The 21,351-nt window shown below is 67.3% G+C and carries 20 protein-coding genes and 1 tRNA gene; 7 read left to right on the forward strand and 14 right to left on the reverse strand.

Going from position 1 to position 21,351, the window contains the following annotated elements; translation table 11 throughout:
* The first annotated feature begins 29 nt into the window (after window positions 1–29).
* The 3 genes from urtC (at window position 30) to urtE (ending at window position 2,903) form a co-directional block, all read left to right on the forward strand.
* A complete protein-coding gene (urtC, locus tag IE266_RS05380) occupies window positions 30–1,262 on the forward strand; it encodes an urea ABC transporter permease subunit UrtC (RefSeq protein ID WP_189679014.1) in 1,233 nt (410 codons plus the stop codon).
* The gene (urtD, locus tag IE266_RS05385) at window positions 1,259–1,999 is read left to right on the forward strand and encodes an urea ABC transporter ATP-binding protein UrtD (protein WP_189679015.1); all 741 of its coding nucleotides are present in this window, start codon (window positions 1,259–1,261) and stop codon (window positions 1,997–1,999) included. The genes urtC and urtD overlap by 4 nt, the downstream gene beginning before the upstream one ends.
* A 208-nt stretch (window positions 2,000–2,207) precedes the next feature.
* Window positions 2,208–2,903: an urea ABC transporter ATP-binding subunit UrtE gene (gene urtE, locus IE266_RS05390; RefSeq protein WP_189679016.1), complete on the forward strand. Its 696-nt coding sequence runs from the start codon at window positions 2,208–2,210 to the stop codon at window positions 2,901–2,903.
* A gap of 138 nt (window positions 2,904–3,041) precedes the next feature.
* Here urtE and IE266_RS05395 read toward each other — a convergent pair whose 3' ends face one another.
* Window positions 3,042–4,361, reverse strand: a complete 1,320-nt coding sequence (locus IE266_RS05395) for an MFS transporter (protein WP_189679017.1) — start codon at window positions 4,359–4,361, stop codon at window positions 3,042–3,044.
* 70 nt (window positions 4,362–4,431) lie between these two features.
* On the opposite strand from IE266_RS05395, the gene IE266_RS05400 reads away from it, so the two are divergent.
* Window positions 4,432–4,848, forward strand: a complete 417-nt coding sequence (locus IE266_RS05400; RefSeq protein ID WP_189679018.1) for a helix-turn-helix domain-containing protein — start codon at window positions 4,432–4,434, stop codon at window positions 4,846–4,848.
* On the opposite strand, the gene IE266_RS05405 is transcribed toward IE266_RS05400, so the two are convergent.
* The 5 genes from IE266_RS05405 to IE266_RS05425 all read right to left on the reverse strand — a co-directional run bounded on the left by IE266_RS05405 (window position 4,823) and on the right by IE266_RS05425 (window position 12,211).
* On the reverse strand, window positions 4,823–5,659 hold the full coding sequence (locus IE266_RS05405) for an NAD-dependent epimerase/dehydratase family protein (protein ID WP_189679019.1): 837 nt from the start codon (window positions 5,657–5,659) through the stop codon (window positions 4,823–4,825). The genes IE266_RS05400 and IE266_RS05405 overlap by 26 nt on opposite strands.
* A gap of 18 nt (window positions 5,660–5,677) precedes the next feature.
* Entirely contained in the window at window positions 5,678–6,898 is a 1,221-nt protein-coding gene (locus tag IE266_RS05410) for an NAD(P)/FAD-dependent oxidoreductase (protein ID WP_268249745.1), read from the reverse strand.
* Window positions 6,895–8,604, reverse strand: a complete 1,710-nt coding sequence (locus tag IE266_RS05415; protein WP_189679020.1) for a hydantoinase B/oxoprolinase family protein — start codon at window positions 8,602–8,604, stop codon at window positions 6,895–6,897. Before IE266_RS05415 ends, IE266_RS05410 begins: the two co-directional genes overlap by 4 nt.
* A 4-nt stretch (window positions 8,605–8,608) precedes the next feature.
* Window positions 8,609–10,684 carry a hydantoinase/oxoprolinase family protein gene (locus tag IE266_RS05420; RefSeq protein ID WP_189679021.1) on the reverse strand — a complete coding sequence of 692 codons (2,076 nt, stop codon included), beginning with the start codon at window positions 10,682–10,684 and terminating at the stop codon, window positions 8,609–8,611.
* A gap of 207 nt (window positions 10,685–10,891) precedes the next feature.
* Complete coding sequence (locus IE266_RS05425; protein WP_189679022.1) at window positions 10,892–12,211, reverse strand: glutamine synthetase family protein; 1,320 nt, start codon at window positions 12,209–12,211, stop codon at window positions 10,892–10,894.
* 296 nt (window positions 12,212–12,507) lie between these two features.
* On the opposite strand from IE266_RS05425, the gene IE266_RS05430 reads away from it, so the two are divergent.
* Entirely contained in the window at window positions 12,508–13,077 is a 570-nt protein-coding gene (locus IE266_RS05430; protein WP_189679023.1) for a hypothetical protein, read from the forward strand.
* Here the strand turns inward: IE266_RS05430 and IE266_RS05435 are convergent.
* The 4 genes from IE266_RS05435 to IE266_RS05450 all read right to left on the reverse strand — a co-directional run bounded on the left by IE266_RS05435 (window position 13,074) and on the right by IE266_RS05450 (window position 16,456).
* Complete coding sequence (locus tag IE266_RS05435; RefSeq protein WP_189679024.1) at window positions 13,074–13,880, reverse strand: ABC transporter permease; 807 nt, start codon at window positions 13,878–13,880, stop codon at window positions 13,074–13,076. The genes IE266_RS05430 and IE266_RS05435 overlap by 4 nt on opposite strands.
* Before the next feature lie 112 nt (window positions 13,881–13,992).
* Window positions 13,993–14,874, reverse strand: coding sequence for an ABC transporter permease (locus IE266_RS05440; RefSeq protein ID WP_189679025.1), 882 nt, complete (start codon window positions 14,872–14,874; stop codon window positions 13,993–13,995).
* Between the two features lie 50 nt (window positions 14,875–14,924).
* Window positions 14,925–15,653: a transporter substrate-binding domain-containing protein gene (locus tag IE266_RS05445; RefSeq protein WP_189679026.1), complete on the reverse strand. Its 729-nt coding sequence runs from the start codon at window positions 15,651–15,653 to the stop codon at window positions 14,925–14,927.
* 26 nt (window positions 15,654–15,679) lie between these two features.
* Window positions 15,680–16,456: an ABC transporter ATP-binding protein gene (locus IE266_RS05450; protein WP_189679027.1), complete on the reverse strand. Its 777-nt coding sequence runs from the start codon at window positions 16,454–16,456 to the stop codon at window positions 15,680–15,682.
* 265 nt (window positions 16,457–16,721) lie between these two features.
* Between IE266_RS05450 and meaB the strand changes: the two genes are divergently transcribed.
* Complete coding sequence (meaB, locus tag IE266_RS05455) at window positions 16,722–17,699, forward strand: methylmalonyl Co-A mutase-associated GTPase MeaB (protein ID WP_189679028.1); 978 nt, start codon at window positions 16,722–16,724, stop codon at window positions 17,697–17,699.
* A 138-nt stretch (window positions 17,700–17,837) separates the two neighbouring features.
* Here the strand turns inward: meaB and IE266_RS05460 are convergent, their stop codons facing one another.
* From IE266_RS05460 to IE266_RS05470, 3 genes are read right to left on the reverse strand one after another with little or no spacing between them, the layout of a single operon-like run.
* Window positions 17,838–18,308, reverse strand: coding sequence for a DUF2948 family protein (locus IE266_RS05460; RefSeq protein ID WP_268249746.1), 471 nt, complete (start codon window positions 18,306–18,308; stop codon window positions 17,838–17,840).
* Window positions 18,305–19,573 carry a UDP-N-acetylglucosamine 1-carboxyvinyltransferase gene (gene murA, locus IE266_RS05465; RefSeq protein WP_189679029.1) on the reverse strand — a complete coding sequence of 423 codons (1,269 nt, stop codon included), beginning with the start codon at window positions 19,571–19,573 and terminating at the stop codon, window positions 18,305–18,307. Before murA ends, IE266_RS05460 begins: the two co-directional genes overlap by 4 nt.
* A complete protein-coding gene (locus tag IE266_RS05470; protein ID WP_189679030.1) occupies window positions 19,573–19,734 on the reverse strand; it encodes a hypothetical protein in 162 nt (53 codons plus the stop codon). Before IE266_RS05470 ends, murA begins: the two co-directional genes overlap by 1 nt.
* A gap of 157 nt (window positions 19,735–19,891) precedes the next feature.
* On the opposite strand from IE266_RS05470, the gene IE266_RS05475 reads away from it, so the two are divergent.
* A tRNA-Thr gene (locus tag IE266_RS05475) sits at window positions 19,892–19,966 on the forward strand.
* 809 nt (window positions 19,967–20,775) lie between these two features.
* On the opposite strand, the gene IE266_RS05480 is transcribed toward IE266_RS05475, so the two are convergent.
* The gene (locus IE266_RS05480) at window positions 20,776–21,090 is read right to left on the reverse strand and encodes a hypothetical protein (RefSeq protein ID WP_189679031.1); all 315 of its coding nucleotides are present in this window, start codon (window positions 21,088–21,090) and stop codon (window positions 20,776–20,778) included.
* Window positions 21,091–21,351 lie beyond the last annotated feature (261 nt).

The following is a 21,351-nucleotide window of genomic DNA, read 5'->3' on the forward strand; positions in this document are numbered from 1 at the left end:
CCCCCGACCCGGCAGCCAGAGGCGTGGACATGAAACGAGAGAGCTTCTTCGCCCGAAATCCCTCGGTACTGGTCTTCATCGCCATCCTTGCGCTCTTCACCCTTGGCGTGACGCTGGCCTCCGAGGCCTTCGGCGCCGGGCTGATCTCGACCTCCTTCATCAAGACGCTCGGCAAGACGCTCTGCCTCTGCCTGATCGCGGTGGCGATGGACCTGGTTTGGGGCTTCGCCGGCATCCTCAGCCTTGGCCATTTCGCCTTCTTCGGGCTGGGCGGCTACATGGTCGGCATGTGGCTGATGTACGAGCGCACCCGCGACATCGTCGTCGCCTCCATGGCCAATGCCCCGATCCCGCCGACCCCGGCCGAGATCGACGCCGCCATCGGCACTCAGATCTTCGGGGTCGTCGGATCGTCCGAATTCCCGGCGATCTGGTTCTTCTCCGGCAGCCTGGTGATGCAGCTGCTGCTGGTGCTGCTGGTGCCGGGGCTGCTGGCGCTGATCTTCGGCTGGCTCGCCTTCCGCTCGCGCGTGACCGGCGTCTATCTCTCGATCCTGACCCAGGCGATGACCCTGGCCCTCGCGCTCTACCTCTTCCAGAACGACTCCGGCCTGCGCGGCAACAACGGGCTGTCGGGGTTGCAGAACCTGCCCGGCGTCACCGCGTCGCAGGCGGTGGTCTCGGTCTGGTTCCTCTGGGCCTCGGCCCTGGCGCTGGGGCTCGGCTACCTGCTCGCGGCCTGGGTGGTCTCGGGCAAGTTCGGAAGCGTCATCCGCGGCATCCGCGACGACGAGGCGCGGGTGCGCTTCCTCGGCTATTCGGTCGAGGGCTACAAGCTGTTCATCTTCACCCTGACGGCGCTGATCGCCGGCATCGCCGGGGCGCTCTACTACCCGCAGGCGGGCATCATCAACCCCGCCGAGGTCGCGCCCATCGCCTCGATCTACCTCGCCGTCTGGGTCGCCATCGGCGGGCGCGGGCGGCTCTATGGCGCGGTGATCGGCGCGGCCTTCGTCTCGCTGGTCTCGAGCTGGTTCACCGGCGGGCAGGTGCCCTCGGTCAACCTCGGGGTCTACACGATCAACTGGGTCGAATGGTGGCAGGTGATCCTGGGCCTGTCCTTCGTGCTGGTCACGCTCTTCGCGCCCAAGGGCATCGGCGGGCTGTTCGACCTGGCGCAGGGCCGGCTGGTGCCCAACCGGCACGGTGCCGACTACGGCCCCGACCAGGGCGCGCTGATGGAGCGGGAGGGCCGCGAATGAGCACGCTGCTCGAAGTCTCCGGCGTCTCCGTCACCTTCGACGGCTACCGCGCCATCCGCAACCTGTCGTTCAACATCGGCCCGGCCGAGATGCGCGCGATCATCGGCCCGAACGGCGCCGGCAAGACCACCTTCATGGACATCGTCACCGGCAAGACAAGGCCAGACGAGGGCCGCGTGCTCTGGGGCGAGAAATCCATCTCGCTCACCCGGATGAGCGAGGCGAAGATCGCCCAGATCGGCATCGGCCGGAAGTTCCAGCGCCCCACGGTCTTCGAGGACCAGAGCGTCTTCGACAACCTGCTGCTCTCGCTCAAGAACAAGCGCGGGCCCTTCTCGGTGCTGTTCTACCGCAAGACGCCCTCCGATACCGAGCGGGTGCACGCCCTGGCCGAGGAGATCGGGCTGGCCGACCAGCTGCCGCGCAAGTCGGGCGAGCTGAGCCACGGCCAGAAGCAATGGCTCGAGATCGGGATGCTGCTGGCGCAGGAGCCGCAGCTGCTGCTGGTCGACGAACCGGCGGCGGGCATGACGCCCGAAGAGCGCGAACATACGACCTCGTTGCTGGTGCAGGCCGCCAAGACCCGCGCGGTGGTGGTGGTCGAGCACGACATGGAATTCGTGCGCCGGCTCGACTGCCGGGTGACGGTGCTGCACGAGGGCTCGGTGCTGGCCGAGGGCAGCCTCGACCACGTCACCGCCAACCAGCAGGTCATCGACGTGTATCTGGGGAGGTGAGGGACATGAGCGCAACCCAACCCATATCTCCTCTTGCCCGGCGGCACGCCGGGCAGCGCCTGCCTGCCCCCCGGCAGGCGCTTTCGACCTCTCCGCCTGTGGCCACGCTGGTCTGGTGCGCGCGCGCCCGCCGCTTTGACCGTCACGCCAAAGCGCCTACCCAGGCAGGCGCTGCCCGGCGCGCCGCCTCCGTTTCGGGAGACCCCTCATGCTGAAGGTCGACAACCTCTGCCTGCACTACGGCGGCAGCCAGATCCTCTACGACATCTCGATGACCGCCGATTACGGCAAGGTCACCTGCGTCATGGGCACCAACGGCGTCGGCAAGACCTCGCTCCTGAAGGCGCTCTCGGGCACGCACCAGCGCACCAGCGGCGAGATCAGCTTCGACGGCAAGGCCATCGGCAAGCTACCCTCCCACGCGCTGGCGCGCATGGGGGTGGGCTATGTCCCGCAGGGCCGGATGATCTTCCCGCTGCTGACCGTGCGCGAGAACATGGAAACCGCCTATGCCTGCCTGCCGCGCTCCGAACACGTCATCCCCGACGAGATCTACGAGCTCTTCCCGATCCTGAAGGAATTCCTCCACCGCCGCGGAGGTGACCTCTCGGGCGGGCAACAGCAGCAGCTTGCCATCGCCCGCGCCCTGCTGACCAAGCCCAAGCTCCTCCTGCTGGACGAGCCGACCGAGGGCATCCAGCCCAACATCATCCAGCAGATCGGTGAGGTGATCCGCTATCTGCGCGACAAGGGCGACATGGCGATCATCCTGGTCGAGCAGTATTTCGACTTCGCCCACCGCATCGCCGACAGCTTCGTCGTGCTGAAACGCGGCGCGGTCACCCAGCGCGGCACCCATGACGACCTCAGCCGCGAACAGCTTCTGGCGGCGATCTCGGTCTAGCCCTTCGCCGCCACGGCCTGCACCTTGACCTTGCCGCGAAAGGGCAGTCTCGCCGCCTGGCAGATTCTGCGTGCCGCACGCCTGCCTTCGACGCTTCAGGAGCTGGATAGCTGCGAGCCCCCTGATCGGGATGTTCCGTCATACCGTGCGCTGTCGCGTCCGAGAAGCCGCCCCAAGGACGAGCGCGAGCAGCAGCAGGGCGGCGGCGGTGCCGAAGGTTGCCCCAAGCCCGGTGGCCATCGCCTCGGGCGTCGGGCCCGAAGCGGCGGCGAACACCGCGCCCAGAACCGCCGCGCCGGTGATGAAGCCGAGGTTGCGCGAGAGGTTCAGCAGGCCCGAGACGAGGCCCTTCCGGGCGGGGTCGACCTCGGCCATCACGGCGGTGCTGTTCGCGGCGAAGAACAGCTGGAACCCCGGCGTCAGCATCATCAGCGCAAGGATATAGCCGGGGGTTCCCAGCAGCGGCGGCAGGCTGGCGAGCGCGATGGTGCCGCCAAGGCTCACCAGCAGGCCCAGCCGCAGCGTCAGGGCGGGGCCGAGCCGGTCGGTCACGCGCCCCGCCGGAATGCCGCTGAGCGCAGCGGTGGCCGGGCCGACGGCCATCACCAGGCCCATCGTCGCCGCGCCGAGGCCGAGCCCCGTGGTCAGGTAGAACGGCCCCACCACCAGCGTCGACATCATCACCGTGGCGACCAGCGTGCTCATGGCGAGGGCGGCGGCGAGACCCGGCTCGCGCAGCAGCGCGGGCGGCAGCAGCGGCGCGGCGGCGTGCGTCTCGATCCAGAGGAAGGCGACAAGGCCCAGGGCAGCGGGCAACAGCAGCCAGGGCGCACCCAGCGTGGTGGCCAGCGCATAGGCGGCCAGCGTCAGCCCGAGGGCAAGCGTGCCGGGCAGGTCGAGCCCGCCACTCCGGCTGGCGGTTTCGCGCGGCAGGCGCAGGGCGAGCGCGAAGGCCAGCACGCCAAGCGGCACCAGCACCAGGAAGACCGCGCGCCAGCCGAACTCGGCCAGGACCAGCCCGCCCGCCGATGGCCCCAGCGCGGTGCCGAAGGCCGAGACCGAGCCGAGCAGCCCCATCGCACGGCCGGTGCGCTCGGGCGCCACGATGTCGGGCACGAAGGAGAGCGGCAGCGCCATCAGCACGGCGGCCCCGACACCCTGCGCCGCGCGGGCGGCGATCAGCGCGCCAAAGCCGGGGGCCAGCGCCGCCGCCAGCGAGGCGACGGCGAAGAGCGCGATGCCGGCCAGCAGCACCTCGCGGCGGCCGAGCACGTCGCCCAGCCGGCCGGCCAGCACGCTCGCCACCGTGGTGGCCAGCAGATAGGCGAGCACCACCCATTGCGCACCCGCCATCGGCACCGCGAAATCGGCGGCGAAGGCGGGCAGGGCGACGGCGGCGATGGAGACGCCCAGCGATGCGGAAAGCACGCAGAGCGCGAGGGAGAAAAGGGCGATCATGGCAGGAAACCTCTTGGCAGGAACGAGTCGCGCCGGCAGGCTACGAATTCAAGTCAACTTGAGGTCAAGCATGAAGGTGATGGATATCGGAGAGGTCGCCTCGGCCTCGGGCGTGCCGCCATCGACGCTGCGCTACTACGACGAGATCGGGCTGGTGCCCTCGATCGGGAGGAAGGGGCTGCGGCGGCAGTACGGGCCGGATGCGCTCTTGCAGCTCACGCTGATTTCGCTGGGGAAAATGGCCGGATTCTCGCTCGACGAGATCTCCGGCATGTTCGGCAGGAACGGTGCCGCGGATCTGCCGCGCGCGGCCCTGCACGAGCGCGCCGAGGCGCTGGACCGCCAGGTCCGCGACCTCGCCGCGCTGCGCGACATGGTGCGCCATGTCGCCGACTGTCCCGCGCCCTCGCACCTGGAATGCCCGCGTTTCCGCAAGCTGGTGCGAATCGCGGGGCGGGGGGTCAGTTCCCCTCGCTCATCTTCTTGATGTATTGCACCCCGCTCACGCCCAGCGGCACGGTGGCAAACGGCCCGCCGTGGCACATCTGCGCCTTGTCCAGCGGGTCGGCCTTGGGCGTCTTCGCCAGGATCGCCTCGGCGAATTCCTCGGCGTTGTCCTTCGGGCGGTAGCCGAGGAAGGCGGCGGCCGAGTTGTCGACGGGCGAGCGGTCGTTGTTCGACACGCCGTAGATCACGGTGAAGCCGACCACCGGCGTGTCGACCGAGCGTTGCACCAGCTGCACGCAGTCGTCATAGCTCAGATACGACCCCAGCGCGCGCGCGTTGGCCACCGACCCCGGCGCGGAATAGATTCGCAGGCAGACCGCCTCGATCCCGTATTTGTCCCAATACATCCGGCCCATGTCCTCGGCGAAGCATTTGGAGAGGCCATAGAACGAGTCCGGGCGGTGCGGCATGTCGCCGGTGATGCGGGTGGTCTTGGGATACATCCCCATCGCGTGGATCGACGAGGCATAGACGATCCGTCGCACGCCATGCTTGTGGGCGGCGTTCCAGACATTGTAGGCACCCATGAAGTTCGAATGCATGATCTGCTCGAAGGGCGCCTCGTCGGCGATGGCGCCGAAGTGGACGACCATCTCGGCCCCTTCGATCAGCGCCATCATCTCCTCGGCATTGCCGACATCGGCCTTCACGTAGGTCTCGTTGTCGGCCACCCCGTCCAGCGCCGCGGCGAGGTCGGTGGAGACCAGCGTTTCGCACATGGCGGCCAGCGGCGCGCGCAGGCGCGAGCCCAATGCGCCGGCGGCGCCTGTCAGAACGATCTTCTTCAGCATGTCGGGTCTCCCGTTATCTCAGATAATGGCTTTTTCAAGCAGCAGGCGGTTTTCCGCAATCCGCTCGAAGGCGAAGGGCGTCAGGTCCAGCGTGCGGTATTCGCCGAAGACCAGCATCTCGGCCATGCCGCGCCCGATGGCGGGCGATTGCTGCAACCCGTGCCCCGAGAAACCGTTGACGAAGTGGAAGTTCGTCACGACCGGATGCGGCCCCACAATCGCGTTCTGGTCCAGCGTGTTATAGGCGTAATGCCCGGCCCAGCTGTTCACCACCTTCACCGCCTCGAACTGTGGCACGCGGGTGGCGACGGCGGGCCAGATCTTCTCTTCCCAGATCGAATGATCCATGTCGAAATCGGTGTAATCGACCGCGTGGTCGTCATCCGGCGGGCATCCGCACATGTAATAGCGCCCGTCGCTGCGCATATGCACGCCCGAGGGGTCGATGGTCAGCGGCAGCGCCCGGTCGAGCGGCTTCTCGGCGTCGAAGATGAAGGTGAAGCGCTTCCGCGGCTCCACCGGAATCTCGATGCCCGCCATCCGCGCCGTCAGCACCGCCCGCGGGCCCGAGGCATTGACCACCTGGCCGCAGGCCACCGTCTCGCCCGACTTCAGCGTGACCGATTCCACCCGCGTGCCGGCGGCGTTCAGCGTCATCGCCACCGCCTCGTTGTGGATATACTCCACCCCCCGCTCGCGGCCCACGCGCTTGAACCAGTCGAAGATCGTCGCGCCGTCGAAATAGCCCTCGTTGACCAGGTTGTGGTTGCCGCCCAGGATGCCGTCGAGGTTGTAGAAGGGATAGGCCTCGGCGATCTCGTCGACCGACCAGAACCGGGTCGCCGCCCCGCATGCCGCCTGCACCGCCTGCGCCGCCTTCAGCGCCTCGGCGAAGGCCGGCGTATCGGCCAGGTAGAGATAGCCGAAGCTTTGCAGCACGATCGGCGGCACCCGCTCGTCGCCGCCCATGAACTGCTTGAAGTTATGGATGAACTCGGCCCCGAACCGGCTGATCTCCACGTTGATCGCCTGGCTGTATTGCTGGCGGATGCTCGAATTGGTGTGCGAGGTCGAGGCGAAATTATAGGCCGGGTCGCGCTCGATCACCAGGATGCGGCCCTTGAAGTCGGGCATTCCCGACAGCCACCACGAGACCGAGGCGCCATACATGGCGCCTCCGACGATCACCACGTCATAGGCCGCGTGTTTCGGTGTCGCGGCCCAGCCCTTTGCGCTCAAATCGTCTCTCCCCGTTCGGTTGCCGCCATCACGGCGTCGATCCTGTCCTGGCTCATTCCGTAGATCTCCCGCGCCGCCTCGGCCGAGATGTACCCGCGCGCGAGGTCGCGGCGCACGGCTTCCGGATCGCGGTCGCTTGCGGCACCGTAGCCGGCGCCCCCGGGGAAGGCGAGCAGGACGCGGGTGCCGGCAGGCACGAACTGCTTGCCCTTGCCCTTCATTTGGGCGCCGTCCGCACGGGCGATGGTGGTCGGCGCGCCATTGCCGCCGCCGTTGCGCCCGCGCGCCGGGTGGTTCACCCGGTCGAACATCGCCTGGAAGTCGAACTCATAGCCCTCGGTCGCGCCCACTTCCATGTATTGTCCAAGGCCGCCGCGATAGGCCCCGGCGCCGCCCGAGTCGGGCCGCAGCTCCTTGCGCCAGATCAGGATCGGCCCGGTCTGCTCGGTCGCCTCGACCGGCATGGTCATCACACCCGAGGGGAAGGCGGTGGCGCTCATCCCATCCATCGCGGGCCGCGCCCCGGACCCGCCCGAGTTGAAGGTCAGCACCTCGGCGCGCGGCGCATCCTTCGGCAGCCCGCCATCGGCGGCAGGCCGCAGCGAGACCTGGAAGTTGCAGAGGCACCCGGCACCCTCGGCCGGCACCGTGGCGGGCAGCAGCTTGTCGAGCGCATCATAGACCGTGTCCGGGATCATGTGCCCGATGATATGGCGCAGCGCCACCGGCGCGGGATGGGGCGCGTTGACGATGCTATGCTCGGGCGCGGTGATCTCGAAAGGCGCCAGCGAGGCCGCGTTGTTCGGAATCTCCGGCGCGATCGCGCATTTCAACGCATAGCAGGCATAGGCCTTGGTATAGACCAGCGGAACGTTGATGCCCTTGGCATCCACCCCGCTGGTCCCGGCGAAATCGCAGGTAATCCGGTCCTGCTCGATGGCAACCTTGACCTTCAGGTGGATCTCCCGGTCATAGCCGTCGATCGACATGCTCCCCGAGGCGCTCGCGCGGGGCAGGGCGTTGATCCGCTCCAGCGTCGCGCGCAGCGAATTGTCGAGGATGAATCCGGCAATCTCTTCCAGATCCACCAGCTTGAACTCCCGCATCATGTCGATCAGGCGGCGATGCCCGGTCTCGTTGCAGGCGGCCAGCGCATAGATGTCGCCGATCAGCTGGTCGGGCTGGCGCACGTTGCCCCGCACGATCTGCACCAGCGTGCGGTCCACCTCGCCCCGCTCGGCGAACTTCATGATCGGCAGGTAGATGCCTTCCTCATAGACCGAATGCGCATCCGCCCCGAACCCGCGCCCGCCGACGTCGACGACATGCGCGGTGCAGGCAAAGAAGCCGACCAGCTGCCCGTCGAGGAAGGAGGGCGTCACCACCGTGATGTCATGCAGGTGGCCGGTCCCCTCCCAGGGATCGTTGGTCAGGTAGACGTCGCCTTCGAACATGTTCTGCCGCCCGATCCGGCGGATGAAATGCGCCACCGCGTCGGCCATGGCGTTGACGTGGCCCGGCGTGCCGGTGACGGCCTGGGCCAGCATCCGGCCCTTGGCGTCATAGACCCCTGCGGACAGGTCGCCCGCCTCGCGCACCGAGGTCGAAAAGGCGGTGCGCACCAGCGCCTGCGCCTGTTCCTCGACGATGGAGATCAGGCGGTTCCACATCACCTGGTGCGAGACGGCCTTGCTGACGGAACTCATCGGCTTACTCCTTGGGGCTCAGGTCGATGCAGCCATCGGGCTGCCGGACGGCGCGGCGCGACGAGGGCACGATCACCGTCGTCTCGTTCTCGGTAATGGCGGCGGGGCCGTTCACGCCTGCGCCGCTCTCCAGGCTGGCGCGGGCGATGATGCCCGCCTCCACCCGCTGCCCGATGGCCGGGTCCAGGATCGCGCGCACCTCCGGTGCCTCCACCGTCCGCCCGCGCGTCACCGCCTCGACCGGCGTCGCCGGCTGCGACGGCGTGGTGGCATTGACCGACCAGACGGCAATCTCGACATCCAGCCCCTCGACCGTGCGGCCGAACAGCTGGGTGTATTCCGTCTCGAACAGCGCCAGGAACCGCTCGGCGCTGGGCCTTGCCGCATCCTCGCGCGTCAGCGGCACCGGGATCTCCCAACCCTGCCCGCGATAGCGCATGTAGACCTTGTAATCGCATTCGATGGGCGAGGTCGCATCGCAGGTCCGCACGAACCGCGTCGCCTCTCCCTCCAGATCACCCAGCAGCGCGCTGACCTTGCCCGGCTCGAAATCCGACAGCCGGGTATAGACGCTCCGGTTCGCCTCGAAACTGAACGGCGCCCGCAGGAAGCCGATGGCGCTGCCCACACCCGCCCCCGGCGGCACCAGGCAACGCGCCACCCCCAGCTTCTCGCAAAGCCGCCCGGCGTGCAGCGGCGCCGCGCCACCAAAGGCGATCATCGTGTATTCGCTCAGATCCTCGCCGTTCTCCACCGCATGGACCCGCGCCGCATTGGCCATGTTCTCGTCGACCACTTCCGACAGTCCGAAGGCCGCCGCCTCGGCGTCCATCTCCAGCACCCCGCCGATGGCCGCATCCAGCGCCGCCGCCGACTGCTCGGGATACAGCGGGATCGACCCGCCCGCGAAATTCGCCGGATCCAGCCGGCCCAGCGTCAGGTCCGCATCCGTCACCGCCGGCCGTTCCCCGCCGCGCCCATAGCACGCCGGCCCCGGCTCCGACCCCGCCGATTCCGGCCCCACCCGGATCTGCCGCATCGCGTCCACATGGGCGAGCGACCCGCCCCCGGCGCCGATCTCCACCATGTCGATGACGGGTATCGAGATCGGCATACCCGACCCCTTCTTGAACCGGTAGGACCGCGCCACCTCGAACACCCGCGCCGTCTTGGGCGCCAGGTTGCGGATCAGGCAGATCTTCGCCGTGGTGCCGCCCATGTCGAAGCTCAGCACCTTGTTCAGCCCGTACCGCGCCGCGATATGCGCGGCAAAGACCGCGCCGCCCGCCGGCCCGGATTCCACCAGCCGCACCGGAAACTCCGCCGCGCTCTCGATCGAGATGATCCCGCCGCCCGAATGCATCAGGAAGACCGGGCAATTCACACCCTCGGCCCGCAGCCGCGCCTCCAGCCGCCCGAGATAGCTCTTCATCAGCGGCTTGATATAGGCGTTGGCAATCGTCGTGTTGAACCGCTCGTATTCCCGCATCTGCGGGCTGACCTCGGACGAGAGCGAGATCATCGCCTCGGGCAGCCGCTCGGCCAGCACCTCGCGCACCATCCGCTCATGGGCATCGTTCTGGTAGGAATGCAGCAGCCCCACCGCGACCGAGGTGAAGCCCGCCAGCTTCAACCGATCCGCCAGCGCCTCGATCTCCGACCGCTCCAGCGGGATCAGCACATTGCCCTGCGCATCCATCCGCTCGCGCAGCGTATAGCGGAACTGGCGCGGCAGCAGCGGCTCGGGCAGGGTCAGGTTCAGGTCATACTGCTCGAACCGGCTCTCGGTGCGCATCTCGATGACGTCGCGGAAGCCCTCGGTGGTGATCAGCGCCGTCTTCGCCCCGCGCCGCTCGATCAGCGCATTGGTGGCGAGCGTCGTGCCATGGATGATCTGCCCGATCTCGCCGGGGCCGATCCCGGCCTGCCCGCAGACCCGGTGAATGCCCTCGACGATGGCATCCTCGGGGGCGGCATAAGTCGTCAGCACCTTGGTCGAAAAGGCCCGCGCGCCGATCTCGAGCACCACATCGGTAAAGGTGCCGCCGATATCGATTCCCATGCGGATCGTCTGTGCCATGTCTCTGTCCCTGCTGGAGTCGCGGCTCAGCCTAGGACCGGCAGATAATCAGGGCAAATTATTTGATTTTTTGGATTGGATAAAGAAATTCTATCCTCCGACGCGCCCCGCCCCCTGGCTTCTCTTCTTCAACAAATACCTCCGGGGGAGCCGCCGAAGGCGGCGGGGGCAGCGCCCCCAATCAACGCCGGCCAGCGGGCGTTGACCTCAGACCGCCTCGAGATAGGTCAGCCAGTGCTGTTCCGGCGCCACCTCGGCAAAGCGGCGGATCTCCTGCCGCTTGGTCATCACCATCAGGTCGACCAGCTCGGGCGGCAGGATCCGCCGCATCATCGGGTCGTGCTCGAAAAGATCGACCGCCGCCTCCCAGCTCGCGGCCAGCCGTGGCACGCCGGTGATCTCGTAGGCATTGCCGGTGATCGGGGCCGAGGGCTCCATCGCGTCCTCGATCCCCGCCAGCGCCGCGCCCAGGATCACCGCCATGGCGAGATAGGGGTTCACGTCGCCCCCGGCGACCCGGTGCTCGATCCGCCGCGCCGCGGGCGAGCCGCCGGGAATGCGGATCGCCGCGGTGCGGTTCTCATAGGCCCAGACCGCGCTCACCGGCGCATGGGCCCCCGGCACCAGCCGGTCGTAGGAATTGCCGTTCGGCGCGAAGATCAGCGTGCTCGCCGGCATCGCCGCCAGGCAGCCCGCCACCGCGTGGCGCAACAGGTCGGTGCCCTCGGGCCCGCCGTTGTCGAAGATGTTGCGCCCGTTGCGGTCGATCACCGAGAAATGCAGGTGCATCCCGTTGCCGCTGTCGTCCGGATAGGGCTTGGCCATGAAGGTCGCCGCGAACCCCTGCTTGCGCGCCAGCCCGCGCACCAGCGTCTTGAACAGCCAGGCGTCATCGGCTGCCAGCATTGCCTCCTGGTGGCTCAGGTTCACCTCGAACTGGCCGATCCCGCTTTCCGAGATCACCGTGTCCGCCGGGATGTCCATCTCCTGGCAGGCCTGGTAGAGTGCGGTGAAATAGTTGTCGAAGGCGTCGAGCTGGCGCAGCGAGAGGATGGCGCTCGATTGCAGCGGCCGCCCGGTGATCGGGTTGATCGGCGCCAGCGGCGCGCCGTTGCGGTCGTCGATCAGGGTGAATTCCATCTCGGTCGCCGCGATCACCGTCCAGCCCCGCGCCGAATAGCGGTCGATCACCGCCTGCAGCGCATGGCGCGGGTCGCCGGCAAAGGGGATGCCCTTGTCGGTATACATCGACATCGGCACCAGCGCCGAGGGCACGTCGAGCCAGGGCATCGGCACCGGCCCGCGTGGCGTCGGGCGCAGCACCCCGTCGGCATCGCCGCTGTCGAAGACCAGAGGGCTGCCGACGATGTCATCGCCCCAGAGATCGACGTTCAGCACCGAAAGCGGCATCCGGACAATGTCCTGGTCCAACCGCTTGGCATAGGCCGAGGGCACGCGCTTGCCCCGCATCTGGCCGTTCAGGTCGCTGGCGGCCACCCGGAAGGTGGCGAATTGTCTTAGGTCCATGTTCCCTCGGAAGTGGTTTCCATGCGCGTTCCCGAAGCCTAGCCAAGCCGTTCCGGGCTGTCACCGATAATTTGATCAAATCCTGCGTGCCGTCCCGTCGCAAACCGCGCTTCGACCAAAGTTGCGCCATCGCGCCACCGCATTTTCGCCATCTTCCGGCGGATCATGGCGATTTGGTGTTCCCGCCTGGCCGGCCCGGCAACCGGGTCCGCTTGCGGGGGAAACGCCTCGAAGGCGCCGGCAGAGCGCCGCCAGGACCTCTCGGGCAGGGACCGCGACTGGCACAGGATATGGCGATGAACTCGATTGCGAAGACATTCGAACCCGGCCCGGCCGTCACCGGGGCCGAAACCGCAACCGACCCCGAGATGGTCGCGATGATCCGCCGGGTGACCGGCACCACCGAAGGGGCGGAAGAGGCGCCACCCAACGGCTGGGACCGGCTGAAACAGGTGACCCGCTCGGCCGCCGCGCCGCGCAGGCCGCATCGCGACGCGGCGCGCAACCGGAAACGCACCCGCGCGCTGGCCATCACCATCGCCGTCTTCGCGGTGGTGCCGCTGCATCTGCTGGCGATCCTCGCGCTGCTCGTCCTGCTCGCCTGCGCGGGTCTTGCCTGGGGGCTCGGCCACGACCGCATTCGCCGCATGGTGCTTGCGCGCTTCCACGCGATCCAGGCCGCCGACCCGGCCCGCGCCGAGGCGCTGCGCCTGCGCGCGGCCGGCCTCTCGCGCCGTCTCGACCATATGCTCGGCTATCTGCCCGACCGCTGGACCCGTGGCCTCTACCTGCCCGATTTCGAACCCGAGGAGGCCCCGGAAGCGTTTTCCGCCGACCCCTTCGACCGGCTCGAACGCGGGGCCTAGCGGATCAGCTTCGGCCGATACTTGATCTTCGCGCGCCGCTCGGCCGGCAGGTGCCGGTTCAGGTGGCGGTTCACCAGCCCGAAGCCCCCGACGATCACCAGCGTGAACAGGATGAAATACATCGCCAGGATCGGGTAGGGGATGAAGGGGTTATAGGTCTTGTCGGCGAAGTAATTGGCGTAATAGAGCGCGTCGCCCCGCTGCTGCCAGGCCGGGAAGGCCGAGAAGAACACCAGCGTCGTGGCGTGGAACAGGAAGATCGCCTCGTTGGTATAGGCCGGCCAGGCCAGCCGCAGCATGGTCGGCCAGACGATCCGCCGGAACCGCGGCCAGCCCGACATGCCATAGGCGTCCGCCGCCTCGACATCGCCCTTCGGGATCGACCGCAGCGCGCCGTAGAAGATCTCGCCGCTATAGGCCGAGGTGTTCAGGAACAGCACGATCAGCGCGCCCAGCCAGGCGGCCGTGAAGGCGTCGAAGAAGGCATATTGCCCCTTCAGCCCGAGGAAGAAGAAGTAGGCAAAGAAGAACTGGATGAACAGCGGCGAGCCACGGAAGACGAAGATGAACCACTCCGCCGGCTTGCGCGCCCAGGGATTGGCCGCCCCCTTCGCCACCGCCAGCGCCGTGGCCAGGAAGAAGCCGGAAGCCAGCGCCATCAACGCGAAATAGATGTTCCAGATCATCCCCGAACCGATCAGCACGAAGTGATCGCAGAGGGTGAAGTCGCTCCTCGGCAGCAGCCGCTCCCCGATCCCGATCGAGCGCAGCGCATAGGCCTGGAAGGTCTCGAAACAGGTCACCGGCGCCTCCGCAAGAGGCGCCGCGTGCGCGAAAGCGGGCGCAAGGCGCCTGCGTGCGGCACCCGCTCGAGGTCGCAGCCGGGCTGCAAGGGCGAAAAACGTCCGATCCGCATCACGCCGCCTTCCTCTGGGCTTCGCCGCCGGTGGTCGCCTGCCCGTGGGTCAACCGCTTCATCAGCCGTTCCAGCACCACCTCCGACACCCGGGTGAAGCCGAGGTAGAAGACCAGCAGGAAAAGGAAATACCACATCCGCCAGTCGCCATGCGGATAGTCGGTGAACTGCGCCGTCTTGGTGCCCCCGAGCGAGCGCGCCCAGTAGACGATATCGTCGATTCCCAGCAGGAACAGCAACGGCGTCGCCTTGATCAGCACCATCCAGGTGTTCGACAGGCCGGGCAGGGCATAGACCCACATCTGCGGCACCAGCACCCGCCAGAAGGTCTGGCGATGGCTCATGCCATAGGCCTCGGCGGTCTCCAGCTGCGCCCGCGGCACCGCACGCATCCCGCCGTAGAGCACATTGGCCGCGAAGGCCCCGAAGACGATGGCGAAAGTCACCACCGCCAGGAAGAAGCCATAGGTCTCATGCACCCATTCCGGGCTCGTCCCCAGCGGCAGCTTGGCCGCCGGGCAGACGATGAAATCGTTGCCCTGCCGCACCGGCCCGGTCCAGTCGGGGCACTTGATCCGGTGGCGGACATATTCGAACAGCTGGTCCAGCGCGATCACGAAGAACAGGAAGAAGGCGATGTCCGGCACGCCGCGCACGATGGCGATATAGCCCCGGCCCAGCCAGGACAGCGGCAGGATATGCGACCGCGCGGCCATGGCGCCCAGAAAGCCGAAGGCCAGCGCCACCGGCGCGGTGACGGCAAGCAGGCCCAGCACCTTCAGGAAGGCGAGATAAAAGGAGAGATGGACACCCGTCGTCAGGTAGCAGCTGAGCCAGGCCAGCTGCCCAAGCGTGTCCGGATCGGTGCAATAGGAGAACATCCGCCCTTACGCGAAACGGGGCCGGACGGCTTGCGCCCGGCCCCTGGGGCTCAGTAGGTGGCCACTTCGTCGCCGAACCACTTCTTCAGAAGCGTGTTCAGCGTGCCGTCGGCCTTCATCGAGGTGATGGCCGCGTCGAACTTGCCCAGCAGCTCGGCGTCGCTCTGGCGCAGGCCCATGCCGACACCGCCGCCCAGCGGCACGCGGTCGCCCACGAAGACCAGCTCGCCGTTGCTCTCGGCCACGATCGGGGCAAGGTAGTCATAATCGGCAAATACCGCGTCGGCCTCGCCGTTGCGCACGGCGGCGATGGTCTCTTCCGGGGTCGCGAATTCCACCAGCGTCGCGCCGCTCTCGGCGACATGGCCGGCCTGGATCGTCGCGGTCTGCGCCGAGATCACGCCGCCCTTCAGGTCGACGCTGTCCGAGGCCGCCACATAGGCGGATTCGGTCGGCGGATAGTAATCCTGGGTGAAGGAGATCACCTTCTTGCGCTCGTCGGTGATGCTCATGCCGGCGATGATGGTGTCATAGTTGCCGCTGACCAGGTTCGGGATGATCGAATCCCAGTCGTTCTTCACCCATTCGCAGGTCAGCTCGGCGCGCTTGCACAGCTCGTCGCCCATCTCGCGCTCGAAGCCGTCGATCTCGCCCTTGTCGTTGATGAAGTTGTACGGAGGATAGGCGCCCTCGGTGCCCATGCGGATGGTCTTGCCTTCCGCGAAGGCCATGCCCGCGGCCACGGCGAGCGCGACGGTGCTGATGATCAGTTTCTTCATGGGTAACTCCCTAGGTTTTTTATGGTTCACGCGGCGCGGGTCGCGGAAAGGAAACCGCGCAGACGTTCCGATTTCGGGGCGCCGAACACCGCGTCCGGCGCGCCCTGTTCCTCGATCAGGCCCTGATGCAGGAAGACCACGTGGTCCGATACATCGGCGGCCAGTTTCATGTCATGGGTGACGATCAGCATCGTCCGCCCCTCGTTGGCCAGATCCTTGATGACCTTGACCACCTCCTGTTCCAGTTCCGGGTCCAGCGCGCTGGTCGGTTCGTCGAAAAGCAGCGCCTGCGGCTCCATGCAGAGCGCCCGCGCGATGGCGGCCCGCTGCTGCTGCCCGCCCGAGAGCTGCGCCGGCCAGGCGTCGCACTTGTCGCCGATGCCGACCTTGGCAAGGTAACGCCGCGCGGACTGCTCGACCTCGCCCCTGTCGCGGCCCAGCACCGTCACCGGCGCTTCCATCACGTTCTGCAGGATGGTCATATGGGCCCAGAGGTTGAACTGCTGGAATACCATCGACAGGTTGGTGCGGATCCGCAGCACCTGCTTGGCATCGGCCGGCCGCCGGGCCATCCCCGAGCCCTTCCACAGCACCGGCTCGCCCTTGAACAGGATCTCGCCCTGCTGGCTGTCCTCCAGCAGGTTGGCGCAGCGCAGCAGCGTCGACTTGCCCGACCCCGAAGAGCCGATCAACGAGACCACGTGGCCGGCGGGGGCGGTGATGTCGACACCCCTCAGAACCTCGAGCTCGCCATAGCTCTTGTGCAGGTTCCGGATCTCTATGACGGGCGTTGTGTCTGGCACGGCTTGTCCGCGTGTTGGCGCTCACTAGTTGGCTAATAGGGCGGAATTCCGGCCATATTGCAATCGCCAATACGACCCCGAAGGCGCACAAACCGGCCGCTTGACGACAGGGAATGCGCATTCTGCCGCCTTTTCGGGCCTTGTTGCCGGCCCGTCTGCGCCCCGTCGTTGCTCCGTCCGTGCCTCGTCCTTGCCCTGTCCGGGCCGGTCTGGACAAGCGCCCGCGCCCGCGGCATTACCCCCCGAAGCACCGGAGACAAGCTGCATGGACATCAAGGCCCTCAGCGAGAACATCCTCGCCGGCGACCGCCGCGCGCTGGCCCGCGCGATCACCCTGGTGGAAAGCGGCCGCGCCGATCACCGCGCCGCCGCGACCGAGCTTCTCGCGCTGCTGGCGCGCTCGGGGCGCGAGGCGCTGCGCATCGGTCTCTCGGGTACGCCGGGCGTCGGCAAGTCCACCTTCATCGAATCCTTCGGCTTGATGCTGACGGGGCAGGGGCTGCGCGTCGCCGTGCTGGCGGTCGACCCCTCCAGCGCCCGTTCTGGCGGCTCGATCCTGGGCGACAAGACCCGGATGGAGCACCTCGCCCGCGACCCCAACGCCTTCATCCGCCCCTCGCCCAGCCAGACCCACCTCGGCGGCGTCGCCCGCCGCACCCGCGAGGCAGTGGCGCTCTGCGAGGCCGCCGGCTACGACGTGGTGCTGATCGAGACGGTGGGGGTTGGCCAGTCCGAGACCGTGGTGGCCGAGATGTCGGACCTCTTCCTGCTGCTGCTCGCGCCTGCGGGCGGCGACGAACTGCAGGGCGTCAAGCGCGGCATCATGGAGATGGCCGACCTGATCCTGGTCAACAAGGCCGACGGCGACCTGAAGGCCACGGCCACCCGCACCTGCGCCGATTACGCCGGCGCGCTGCGGCTGCTGCGTAAGCGGGTGCAGGATCCGCCGGGCTTTCCCAAGGCGATGACCGTCTCGGCGGTGGAACAGACCGGCCTGGAATCGGCCTGGGCCGAGATGCGCGCCCTGGCCGACTGGCGCCGCGAACACGGCCACTGGGCCAACCGCCGCGCCGAACAGGCGCAAAGCTGGTTCGTCCAGGAGGTGCGCCAGGCGCTGCTCGCCCGGCTCGAAACGCCACAGGCGCGCGCGCTGATGACCAGCTTCGGCGCTCAGGTGGCCGAAGGCGCGCTCGGCCCGGTGGCGGCGGCGCAACAGGTGCTCGACGCGCTGCCCGAAAGGTGAGGGGTAGGGCGGGGTTTACCCCGCCACCCGCACGGGGCTGAACCGGGGTCAAACTGGTGTCCCGGATTCACTCCCCGGAAATGTCGTTTGATTCCAGTGGCCTGACCCCCCGTCCTAGCTGGGACACCGGAAACGGGTCTAGTCTTCGTGCCCCGGCACATGCCCCGAGGGGGCCTTGTAGGGCCGGGTCACATCCTTCAGCGTGACCTCCAGCGCCTCGACCTCCAGCCGGATCGCCCCGTCGCCCGCCAGCGTCAGCAGCACCTGCCCGGCCTCGTCCTCACCCGGCTCGAAACTCACCGAGAGCAGCGAAAGCACCAGCCCGCGGTCCTTGCGGTCGATGCCCTGGCTCGCCACCCGGATCACGTTGTCGACCACCAGCAGCGCCCGCACCCGCTCGGGCCCGTGCCGCTCGCGGCCGCCATCTTCCCAGCGAAACCGGTTGACCAGCAGCGCCAGCCGCCGCGCGGCCGGCTGCCACGAGATCTCGGTGATCGGCAGCACCGCGTCCTGCACCAGCGCCGAGATCACGCCCAGGTCGTCGGCATCCATCGCGCCGAGGTTCAGCGGGCGCTCGGCGCCCTCTTCAAAGCTCGCATCGCCGCTCAACTGCCGTGTACCCTCTCGATCTTGGCGCCCACGCCCTCCAGCTTGCGCACCACGTGCTCATAGCCCCGGTCGAGGTGATAGACCCGCGCCACCCGCGTCGTCCCCTCCGCCGCCAGCCCGGCGAGAATTAGCGAGACGCTGGCCCGCAGGTCGGTCGCCATCACCGGCGCGCCCTTCAGCTTCTTCACGCCCGTCACCGTGGCAGTGCCGCCATGCACGTCGATCTTCGCCCCCATCCGCATCAGCTCGGGCGCATGCATGAAACGGTTCTCGAAGATCTTCTCCTCCAGCACCGAGACCCCCTCGGCGGTGGTCAGCAGCGCCATCATCTGCGCCTGCAGGTCGGTCGGGAAGCCGGGGAAAGGCTCGGTGGTGACGTTCACCGCCTTGATGTGATCCGCGCGCCGCTTCACCAGCAGGCCCTTCTCGGTCTCGGTCACCTCGATCCCGGCCTCGTCCAGCTTGTCGCAGAAGGCGGCGAGCAGGTTGCGCCGTCCGCCCAGCAGCTCGACCTCGCCGCCGCAGATCGCCGGGGCCAGCATGTAGGTGCCCAGCTCGATCCGGTCGGTCACCACCGGGTGAGTCGCGCCGTGCAGCCGGTCGACGCCCTGGATGGTGATCGTGTCGGTGCCCTCGCCCTCGATCTGCGCGCCCATCTTGCGCAGGCACTGGGCAAGGTCGACGATCTCCGGCTCGCGCGCGGCGCGCTTGAGGACGGTGGTGCCCTTGGCCAGCGTGGCCGCCATCAGCGCGTTCTCGGTCGCCCCGACCGAGACGAAGGGAAACTCGACCACGCCGCCCTTCAGCCCGCCCGGCGCCTTCGCGTGGACATAGCCGTCGCGCAGGTCCAGCTCGGCGCCCATCGCCTCCAGCGCCCGCAGGTGCAGGTCGACGGGCCGCGCGCCGATGGCGCAGCCGCCCGGCAACGAGACCACCGCCTCGCCGTAGCGGGCCAGCAGGGGCCCCAGCACGAGAATCGAGGCGCGCATCTTGCGCACGATGTCATAGTCGGCGGTATGGCTGGTGAGGTCATGGCTCGACATCGCCAGCACCTTGCCCTCCTGCAGCGCCGAGACCTCGGCGCCCAGCGATTGCAGCAGCGTCGTCATCGTGGCGATGTCGCTCAGCCGCGGCGCATTGGTCAGCGTGAGCGGCTCGTCGCTCAGAAGCGTCGCCGGCATCAGCGCGAGACAGGAATTCTTCGCCCCGGCGATCGGGATCTGCCCTGCCAGCGGGCCGTTTCCGGTCACAATGATCGAATCCATCAGTCCTGCTCCTCGTGCTTGCCCGCGGCCACTCCGCCCTCCGCCCGTGCCCGCGCCTGCGCCTTGCGCCGCGCCAGATTCGCCTTGAGCGCCGCCTTCAGCCGTTCGTCGCGGCTCGGTTCGGTTTTCGCGCCCTTGGTGGGGGTCGGTTTGTCTGCCATGCACCCTCTCTAACGCAGGGCGCAAAAAGCGTCCAGATTGCCCTTGCGCCCTGCTTCGAATGCGTCTAATCACCCGCCACGCCGCCAAGGCGCGCCGCCCTCCGGGCCGCGCCGGCGAGGGTCGCACAAGCGGGTCTCGGGGGGCAGACAACAGCGGGCTGCTGTAGCTCAGTGGTAGAGCACTCCCTTGGTAAGGGAGAGGTCGACAGTTCAATCCTGTCCAGCAGCACCATCCAACTCATAGAAAACAAACACTTTCCGGCAAGAGCAGGAAAGCCCCGCCGCCCGGTCAATCGGATCGGTGCAGGAATGCGCGTCGGCTATTGGCGAGAACCTGGCGAACTTGCCGGGGCAGGGGATTCTGCGACGTCAACAGCCCTTCCAGAGCGCGGACACGCCGTGCGCTGCGACCAAACCTTCGAGTTCGGTGCAAGCCAAAGGGAACGGGGAAGGGCAACCCTGATCCCGCGATGAGATCGAATGGCTGCGCGGGCGGTTCCCGATCCGCTCAGGCGTTCAGTGGGCCTCTGCCCGCGGTGCGTGGCGCATTTCGTCTACGCCGATGGTTGCGTTCTTGAAGTATGAGCGCCGCCCGCACTTCTCGCATCGGACGTAGACAATCGGTCCGTCCGAACCGGAGTCGTTTTCGTATACGGACTGCGAGGTGGGTATCCACTTGTGCGCGCAGCCATGAAGCAGAAACTGGAACAACCTTATCATACCGTCTGTCTCCTTCGTTGGGGGCGGATTACAAAAGCCTTCAATACATTTCCGCGCTACCTTCGGGTCTTGCTACTCGCCACCGACGATCGGCCTGTCTAGGCTTCGGATCCGATCGTTGCACCCCGTCGTGGTGGCTTTTGGCTGCTTGGAAAGTTCGAAAGGTTCCGATTTGTGCACGAGTGAGTTTTCGTTTTGCCGCATTTGGACTATCGGCCATCCTCGCCATCGAAAGGATCCACGAACCAGGGCAGCAGAATCAGAAAGATGATCCAGGCCGCATAGGCAATTGCTACCCCGCCGAAAACCCACAGGATGATCTCAAGCATGTCTCGCCTTCACGGCTTTCAGGATTAGCAGCAAGAATGCGTATGCTGGGATTTCGTGGGAGGCCCTGTGTTCAACGCGTCCCCGAGAAGCCCAGAAGACGCCTTTGAAGGCGCGCCCCCAATTCCACCCAGGCAGCAGTTCGTTGAACAGTGCCTCGGCGTCGTCTACTGCTTGAAGGTTGTCCCGATCGATGATTTCGGAGAACTTGCGCTGGTATTCGGAGTGCCCAAAAGCTGCCAAATGCTGCTCGTGAGTTCCTGGGCAGCCTGCGGCCACCGCTTCGCTCAGGGATTCGAAATCAGGCATGAGGCGTCGTACGGTTTGTTTATCCACTGGACCGGCGATCCATGATCGTGCGGTCTGGATCCTTTGCAAGCGCGTGGATCTGGTCAGTGGCTCGGGTCGAGATTGCGGGTTCGCCGGTGGACTGGTTGTGTTCGACCCGCTCGCACACCGAGCAGCGTCGCATGTTCCCGCGTTCGTTTTTGATCCATCGATGCCTGTGGAAGACAAGGAGGACAGAGCGCTAGATATCGGCGAGAAATTCGGTATTTGTCATGGAATCAC

Source organism: Seohaeicola zhoushanensis, from assembly GCF_014656415.1.
Classification (GTDB): Bacteria; Pseudomonadota; Alphaproteobacteria; order Rhodobacterales; family Rhodobacteraceae; genus Seohaeicola_A; species Seohaeicola_A zhoushanensis.